Annotated in this window: 3 protein-coding genes; all 3 read right to left on the bottom strand. The window is 44.1% G+C overall.

All coding sequences use genetic code 11. The annotated features are described in order from the left end of the window. A partial coding sequence (rtxA, locus tag AB4496_RS15095) for an MARTX multifunctional-autoprocessing repeats-in-toxin holotoxin RtxA (RefSeq protein WP_372131268.1) occupies window positions 1-7,991 on the bottom strand: 7,991 nt, incomplete at its 3' end. Between the two features lie 21 nt (window positions 7,992-8,012). After that, complete coding sequence (gene rtxC, locus AB4496_RS15090) at window positions 8,013-8,474, bottom strand: RTX toxin-activating lysine-acyltransferase RtxC (protein WP_032545857.1); 462 nt, start codon at window positions 8,472-8,474, stop codon at window positions 8,013-8,015. A gap of 26 nt (window positions 8,475-8,500) precedes the next feature. Next, window positions 8,501-8,845, bottom strand: coding sequence for a hypothetical protein (locus tag AB4496_RS15085; RefSeq protein WP_017082577.1), 345 nt, complete (start codon window positions 8,843-8,845; stop codon window positions 8,501-8,503). Window positions 8,846-9,231: the final 386 nt, after the last annotated feature.

Here is a 9,231-nt window from a genome sequence, read left to right as displayed (position 1 = left end):
GTACTTACCTGCTCTTTCAATTGCGTTAGTGCATGATTACGACCGGAGGTTGGATGTTCAGCTAAATAAGCGTTAATCTTATTGCAAAGTTCAAAGCTCGCGCTCATCTGCTCTTGACCATTGGAATGATGCACCAAATCAACTTGGTCTAAGATACTTTGATAAGAAGCACCAATCGGTTTAGCAAAAATTTTCGCTCTATCTTTCAGCTCTTGCTTCGTAAATACTTGAGATAAATCTACTTTTAATCCGGTCTTTTTTCCTAATGATTCAAGATCCGCAACTTTGTCACTTGTCGCCCTCTTAACTGGTAACACTTCCCCTGGTTCATCTGATGCAGAATTAGCATGCTCTTTGTAGAACTTAAGCGTTTTATCCAATGCCTTGTCCAGCGCATCGCGCACTGTGCCCTTTGAGCTATCATCAACTAGGTCTATCAGATCCTGATAGTTGGCGGTGTAGCTTTCCAATACTTTTTTGCGATCCTCTCCCGTTTCCTGCAAAGCTTTGTACACAGCAAGGCTTTCGTTGACTGAGTGACCGCCGTCAAAAACTAAGAAAGACAAGGTGTTTAGGTAAGCTTGATCAACAGAGAATCCTGGATTCTTACTCGCAATATGTTGGTTCAGGTGCGTCATGATATTGGTTGAACCCGACGCGCCCGTCACTACCGGCAGACCATTATTCAAGGCATTACTTTCGAATGTTGTCTTTTTACCCGGAGTAAGAATTCGACCATCTGCGACACTGCGGCCTTCTATAAAGTCATCGTAGTTATCACCTTTCGGTTGATATTGAAGCGCCGTACCATAATCACTGGTTTTCTTTTCAATAAGGGTAACTTTGTTTTCACCTTCAACCCCTGATGATATTACCGCATCAGTTGAACGAGCCTTGGTGATAACATTCCGATAGAAACGGTCCCCTTCAGCTTTCCACGGGGCCATTTCCATTCCCAAACCAGGGGTAATTGCCATTTTCACAGCCAGGAAAGGAACTTTTATAACACCGAAACCATCATCAACTTGTGTCATCATAGTTTTGAAGTTGTCATAATTCGGTGTTTCAAGGAATTGAGTTAAGGTCGGGACGCGACTAAACCATGGACGCTTGTCTTTAGCGATCTCTTCTGCAAACGCTTCCATTTTTGTCTGGATTCGCTCAGCGCGCAACACATCGTCTCCCGCATCCGGCAGCAAGCCATGTATCCATTCGTCAAAATCATTAACTAAACTGGTTCCGATTTGAACTGAAGTATTAATCGCTTGTTCTGTCGGTGTTTTCACCAACTCATGAGCTATTTCAGAGTCAAAACGACGGCCAAACAAATTATCAAGATATTGACCTGTCGCTTTATCTTTCTTTGCATCAGCCAGTAATTTATTTGCCAGCGTTTGCAGTTTAGGGTGTTCTGCTAACTTTTCATGAGCCTCGCTAAACAGCTTAACCGCTTTCTCTTGAGTCACACTTCCGCTCATCCATAGCGTTTTAGCTTGCTCTACTAACTCATGTATTTCATTCGCATAAGTTTCAGTAGTCTCTATCTGACCTAGCTTATAAATAAATTCAATAAGGCTCTCATTTTCAGTTTTTGGCGCATCTCTCTCTGAAGTTGAATTCGTCAGAGTCGGTGAAACCACTCCGAACGACTTTAAGCTATTGATTTCGTGCTCGGTCAAAGGTTCAACCAAACCAACCACACGACCAATACCGTCAAACACGAGCTTAGACTCAAACGCTTCAACAGCTTTCGGATCAATTGCAATACCAAAGACATTGGCGTCCTTCGAACGGTTCCTCTGAATATGGCTTTGCAGCGACACCATTTCAAATTGGAGTGTCTTAACTAACTCACCACGTTGAGCGAACTCTTTTGGATTTTTTTTCTGCCACTGGTGAAGAGCCAACTCTAAGGCAGCAAGATTCTTTTCAGATGGGGTACGCTGAATTGACTGAATGTTACTTCTTACCACTTTCAACTCTTTACTAGGTAAATCCGTTAAAAGCTTGCCAATGTGTCGCTTAGTCGAATCGACAAATCTTGCATCATTAGAGCCAAGCAATGAGAAGTCAAAACCATCTACGCCTTTTCTTACAGCTAAAGAAGTGTCAGCCGCTTCACCCAGCCCGTGAAGATTGACACCTGAAATGCGAATATCTTTTCGGTTTACATCTTGTGATGCTCGATTTACAACTCTGATACTGTCGGTATTGCTCTCAGTGAACATGGAAGTGATAGCTCTTCCGGTATTTTTAGAGCGAATACCTGCATTGATTTGTAGTCGGTTTACGGCTTGAACAGCATCGTTTAACGCTTCTTGCTCTTGCTCGCTCAATCCTTCACTGAATCGGCCATCGGCGCTTGACTTGTTGTTGGCATTCACATGGTTACCCGTGACGCCTGCACCTTCTATTCTGCGTGCTTTACCCGAAAGTCCACTGCCCACAGCACCTTGACGATCAGGACGATCCTCTTCGTTCTGCTTTGAACCTTTCGCATCCGCTTGTGCTTGATCCGCTTTGTTTTCAGCATTTCTTGCATCACGATTACCACGTTCTTCAGCGTCTCTAGCTGAATTATTCGCATTCGATTCAGCTTGTTTAGCTTCATTAGCTTTCGTAGTGGCGTCTGTTTTACGCGCATCAGCGTCGGCTTTAGTATTCGCAATATCTTTCTCTGCACCAGAGCGATTCTGTTCGCCTTTCGCAACGCCTGCTTCTGATTTCGCCACAGAATCGTTGACACTTTTTTGGTTGTCTACGTGCGCTTTTTTCGCAGCGATGATGCTTTCCCCAGCAACATCTTTAGCCTGACCTAATTTGGTTTGAGCATCCTCTAAAAGACCGTCTGCGAAATGGTTGCGCCAATGCTCACCAGATTCACCTACATAAACCGCTTTGTTATCCAGCACATCAAGTCCCTGGGCCAATGTCGTCAGGTCTTTAGTTACCGCTTCAGACTCTTCGTTCACAGCATCACGCTGCGCTTGCCCATTGCTCTTTAATGCTTCTTGATCGGTGGATTCTAATTGAGCCTGAGAACCCGATACGGCTTCAAGTTGTTTCTGCTTTTCTTGCTCTAAGCGTTGACGATCGGCTTCCGCTCGTTCTTTGTCAGACATTGCATTTTGCGCAGCTTGATTTTGTTCCGCATTATCGGCAACAGCATTAGCTTGGTGTGATGTTTCAGATTTCGCCACAACATTATCTAAAACATAGCCCAACCCATCATCATGGCCTGTGCCTTTAAATTCTATTCGGTTGCTGCCAGAATTCGCAGTCAACTTAAGTGTTTTTTGTTGCCAAGCTGCTTCATCGCCAGAAGTTGAGAATACAACATTACCGTTCCAGAGAACTTCTATGCCTTCGTTGCTTGAAATACCTGCACGTTTTGCAAAATCAAAGCTAACCGCAATGACTTCACCTTCCGCTAAATCCGTTAAATCTTGAGAAAGACTTGTATTAGTATAAGTATCTAGCTCTGTAACAAGTGAACCATGACCATCACCACTTACGCCATAATCCTTACTTGAAGAGGCAACTTCAACACCGTGAGTCGATTCCCATCCCAGACCACCTTGCTCAAAATCACCATTGACGATCAAGTTAGGTGTTTGCGTTTGATTTGAAGATTCTTCGATGTTGAGTTCATTTTCCATGTTGCTGAGATCAGGCGTTTCAACGTTGGTCACGCTTCCACTTAAACCGTCTCCTAGATCGGAACCCACTTCTTCGATTTCATCTAAGTCGAAACCATCAAGTTTAGTGATTTCAGGCGTTGAAATAGCACCTCGTCCTTTCTGAATTCCTGATGAAGAAGCTTCATCACCTTGAACTAGGTAATTAATCGCTTGGCTGCCACCCACTCCAAGAAGAGTTTGTTTAATATTATCAAACAGTGCGGAAAGCTTATTGCTGCTCGTGTTACTTGACGCGACGGCTAGGCTATAGAAATCACCGTTACCCACTTTGATAGCAACGTTATTTCTGGCATAAGAAGCGTTAATCCCTAAGCCATCACCTACGTGAATATTCACGTTTGCTTTGCCTTTCATCACCGCAACATTGAGACCGTCACCCACTTTGGTGTTAACGTTATATTTGCCCCATGCAACGTTCACTGAAATACCGTCACCAATTTTGGTGTTGATATTCGCATCACCATAGGCCGCCGTTACACTCAGGCCATTACCCACGGTTGTCGTAATATTGGCTTTACCTTTTGCCGCCGTGACCTGCATACCATCACCGACTTTAGTGACGATATTGCCTTTGCTCCAAAGTGCGTTGAAGCTATCTCCGTCACCCACTTGAGTAACGATGTTCGCTTCACCTTTCGCTAAAACAACATTACGGCCATCACCCACTTTCGTAATGATATTCGCTTTGCCCCAAGCTCCCGTGTAATCATCGCCATTACCGACGTGAGTAATGACATTCGCCTTACCTTGAACCACAGAAACTTCTTGGCCATCACCGATTTTGGTGATGATGTTCGCTTCACCTTTGGCGAAGTTGTATCGATCACCGTCACCAACGTGAGTGAAGATATTTGCTTGTCCCCAGGCCACGTTAACGCCTAATCCATCGCCCACTTTTGTGATGATGTTAGCTTTACCTTTCGCCAAACCAATAGTCGTACCATCCCCCACATGGGTCATGACATTGCCCACTTTTGATATCAGTAAACCAACGGTGGTTCCTTCGCCAACTTTGGTTAAGATATTACCTTTACCCGCCAACACAGCTGCGGTTGTTGCATCACCAACATGGGTCACTACGTTTGCTTTCGCAGCTGCGACAACACCCATGAAGTCATCACCGACTTTCGTTATGATATTCGCTTCACCAAGGGCTAGTACGCCAGTAAGACCATCTCCTACGTGAGTCATAATGTTTGCTTTACCAAACATCGCGGCTAAGGTTGTGCCATTACCCACTTTCGTCATCACGTTTAGTTCGCCAGCAAATAAACCTAAGCTTGTGCCATCACCAACGTGAGTATAGATATTCGCTTTACCGATCATTAATGCAGCAGTTAGGTCATTACCCACTTTCGTCATGATATTGGCTTGGCCAAGCATTGCAGTAAACGTGCTGCCATTACCCACCTGAGTGAATATATTTGCGTTACCTACCATCGCGGCTATCGAGGTACCATTACCCACCTTAGTCGCGATATTACCTTTTGCTATCATTAATGCGACTGTTGTGCCGTCACCAATATGCGTAAAGACATTCGCTTCTGCGACCATAAGCGCTAATGCATCACCATGACCAACCTTGGTAAATACATTGCCTAGGCCGCCCATTAGCGCCCACGCGTTCCCTTCACCAACGTGAGTGAAGATATTGCCTACGCCGATCATAGCGGCTATTGAAGTGCCGTCGCCTACTTTGGTGAAGATATTACCCGCAGCACCCATTACGCCAAGTGTTTGGCCATCGCCAACATGAGTCAATACGTTACCAATACCCAACATAATGCCTGTGGTATCGCCATCGCCCACCTTGGTTAGAATGTTCGCCCCACCAACCATGACGCCAGTTGTCGAGCCATCACCAACATGTGTAAGTACGTTGGCGCCTCCTCCCATAACGGCAAGCGCATTGCCATTGCCTTTTTTGGTTAGGATGTTTGCACCACCAAGTGCGACTGCGGTCGTATTTGAGGCCGTATCATCACCGCTAATATGAGTAATGATATTGGCGCCACCAAGCATACCCGCCGTGAGGTCACCGTCACCCACTTTAGTCATGACATTCGCGCCACCGACAAGTACAGAAGCGATGTCGCCCTTACCAACCTGTGTCATGACATTAAAGCCACCGACCGCTAACCACAACCCGTTGCCAGACCCAATTTGGGTGTGCGTGTTGTAGCCGCCTAGCATAGTCAAACGACTATTACCGTTACCTTTGTGAACTGAAATATTGCCATAAGCAAGTAAGTGGGCTAAGTACTCGCCGTCACCAATACGAACCAATACATTGACCGCACCGCCTGCGTAGACATCCATTTTCCCTTGTTTGCTCTGATGAACGAGCACGTTAGCTAAACCAGCACCACGGAAAGTGAGGTCGCCTTCATCGCCACTTTTAACAATGACGTTAGCCGCGCCGCCGCCAACAAATTCGGTATCACCAAACTTAGAGCTGTGAAGGATAACGTTGGCGAGACCACCACCGTTAAAGTAGACATTACCGCGTGTCACATTGGATTTGATGACGTTACCGCCACCGACACCATTGAACCGAACGTCCCCTGAACTTTCACCACCATCGCTAGCAGACTTAAACAATGATTGTTCATTGTATTCATCAATATCCGCTACTATTTCACTGGTACTTCTCAACGTATTAACGCTGTATTGTAGCTGACTCAACGAGTAACCATTTTTGTACCCAGAGCTGTAACCGTTTGCGGAAGAAATATCTTCACTAGACAAATTTTGGGTGTGGTCGCCTTCTTTATACCAAGGACGAGCTTGATACCTTAGTACTCCGGTATCGGGATCGTTTGCAAGTTCGACGACAACTATTTTTGTGTATGACCCCAAGACTTTTGCATAGACGTACGTGTTTGCTTTTCGATTCGATTTAACTGCTTTGACATCGACAGTCGAGCCATCCGAAGAGATAGCATGCCCACCCATTTTTGCATCAGATAATGACACGTCTTTAGCATCAATCACCGCACCGTTAGCGTAGGTCACCCACTCATATTCTGTAAGGTCTTTTTCAACGGCGTGAATAGTCACCGCTTTCTGGTGTTCAACTTTCAAATCCGACAGCGTATATGCGCCATAGACTTTAACGGGGTTAAACCCGCTCTCAGAGGAAATATCCTGGCTCGTTAAGTTACTTAAATGATCGCCTTCTTTGTACCAAGCGGTAGAATAATACTTAAGCTCTCCAGTTTCAGGATCGTTACTCAGCTGAATTTTATTTATTTTGGTGTACTTAGAATCCGAGAAAGCAAACAGATAAGTATTCGGCTCACGTGTCGATTTTATACCCGTAACTTGATGATCCTGGCCAATCCAAGTTCCACTTAGTACCGCTTGAGTAAGCACGATTTCATCGGCATTGACATGCGCCATCCCTTCGCCGTCGAAGTCTTTACCTATCCCTTTACGGGTAATATTATTGTAGGCTCCCCCCCCGGAAAAACTGACATTTCCGTGGGCGACATCAGAGTAAAGGCTGTTGTACCCTCCAACCCCTTCAAATGTAACGTTCCCTCGTGTTTCAGCATAAACGTCATTAGCTTGGCGTGTACGTTCAATTCGATTTGATGCGCCTGCACCCTGTAGGGTTATATCTCCAACTTTACCTTTTCGAACCAGATGATTATCGGCACCAACACCACGGAAAGTGATATTGCCAGTTTCCACTCGTGAACTAATGCTGTTAGCCGCACCGCCCCCATCGAATGTCACATCACCACGTGAACCCTGGTATTTATTGAACCAAGTTCGGTCGAGTTTGTTTCCGGCCCCTGCCCCCGTAAAGGATAAGTTACCCTGGTTTGTTTCATGCCAAAGACTGTTGTAACCACCAACACCACCAAATGTCACATTACCACTTAGACCTTTACGGGTTATACCGTTGTATGCAGCTGCACCTCCATAATTTACGTCACCGCGATTACCTAAGTGGTCAATAGTAACTCCACCAGCAAGGCCGGCAAATGAGACATCACCACCCCCACTTTTATTGATATCAACATACCCAGCCGCACCTTTTACACTAAGGTTACCAATAGAATCCTCTACCTTTAGATGGGCCGCACCGCCTACGACTGTATCATTACCACTACCCGTATAAACTGTGGCAGTAATTGAAGCGACGGTGATATGATCATCACCGCCGTAAGCTCGAATATCGCCGCCAATAAGACTAGTCGCAACAATATTATTGTCCCCATCGTCAGCGGTATAGCTCCCTGTAAAGAAGTATTCAACACTTCTCCAAAATGGTTTTCCCATAAAATAAACTCTAATTTCGGATTAAATAGAAAACCACTGTACCTTTCTGATACAGCGATCACTTTGAACATTGACCTTGCCGCGGACCGTACAAACTTTCTGCCCCTGCCACGGAAGGAATACACGGCGACGAAGGTCATTGACAACTTCGCGGCCATGACCGAATGGCGCTATCATCTCTGGGATATAAATATGCTGGCCAGATTGCCAGTCAGATAAAGAAATTTCCCGCACTCCAGATAACAACTCATCTCGGCTTTGCTCAGACAAAAACGCCCAATTACAAAATGCAATTGGGCGACCTTGTTCATCTTCGTAATAGCAAAACTGGTTTAGCTCAAACGCAGGCATAATACGTTGCTGCCATTCAGCAACAACGTATCTGCGATGAAGAGGTGAATGCTGACTTAACAACATCACCCCTCCGATTATTTTTTGAATTTGCGCTAACGTAAGATTTGCTGATTGATATGCAATAGACATATGCCCAATATCACCAAATGCAGTTGCTATTTAACTTTAGAAACTCGCTTTTTTGGCGCAGTTTTTTCTTCCGTTGTTCCCTCTTCAGCCTGAGGGTCAACCGGTTCACTTGATGGTAAAAAACCCGCTGCAACTAACTTGTCAAATTCAGCTGACATGCGAGGATCTTCGAGCATGTTTTTAACCATGGAAACCATATACATAAAGCCAGAAGCTGGCATATGAACCACTTGTTTAAGCTCAAGGTCATCATCATTTTCAGCCATTACGCCACTAGCCATATTTTTTTGGTCTTGACCTACGAAATAAAGGGAAAAAACGCCTTTATTATAATTAACACTAGAAATGGTTTGAACAAACTTCTCTGTCATAAAATAAAATCTCAAAAATTTAACAAAACAAAATGAAATGAACCTTAATCGCATTTAATTGCGAAAAAGGAACTATAATTGAAATAAATTGAATTGTTAATAGAAACAAGCAAATTTAAATCAAAAAAACCAAATTAAATTAAAATTAGCTCAATAAAATCAACAAGATACAATGAAATTAAATATAAAAATAAAACGAAAACTTGCTGGAAAATATATCAAATGCTAGTATAAAACCTCTAAAAAATCTAATTAGAATGCAAAATGACAGCTAAAGAAACAATGATAATATTATGCATAAACCTTCACCTGAAATTAATTGAAGATGGCAAAAAGGACATAATCAATGGGGAAAACGACATATCAAAAATTAAAGAAATGAATTA

It is taken from the genome of Vibrio sp. 10N.222.46.A1 (assembly GCF_041473595.1).
GTDB lineage: Bacteria > Pseudomonadota > Gammaproteobacteria > Enterobacterales > Vibrionaceae > Vibrio > Vibrio tasmaniensis_A.
The sequence above is the reverse complement of the archived record's forward strand: the minus strand, read 5'-3'. Positions and strand labels throughout refer to the sequence as shown.

Bases quoted from the DNA above. Each gene is read 5' to 3' on its own strand.
- rtxC (WP_032545857.1), bottom strand. From the start codon at position 8,474: ATGTCTATTGCATATCAATCAGCAAATCTTACGTTAGCGCAAATTCAA.
- AB4496_RS15085 (WP_017082577.1), bottom strand. From the start codon at position 8,845: ATGACAGAGAAGTTTGTTCAAACCATTTCTAGTGTTAATTATAATAAA.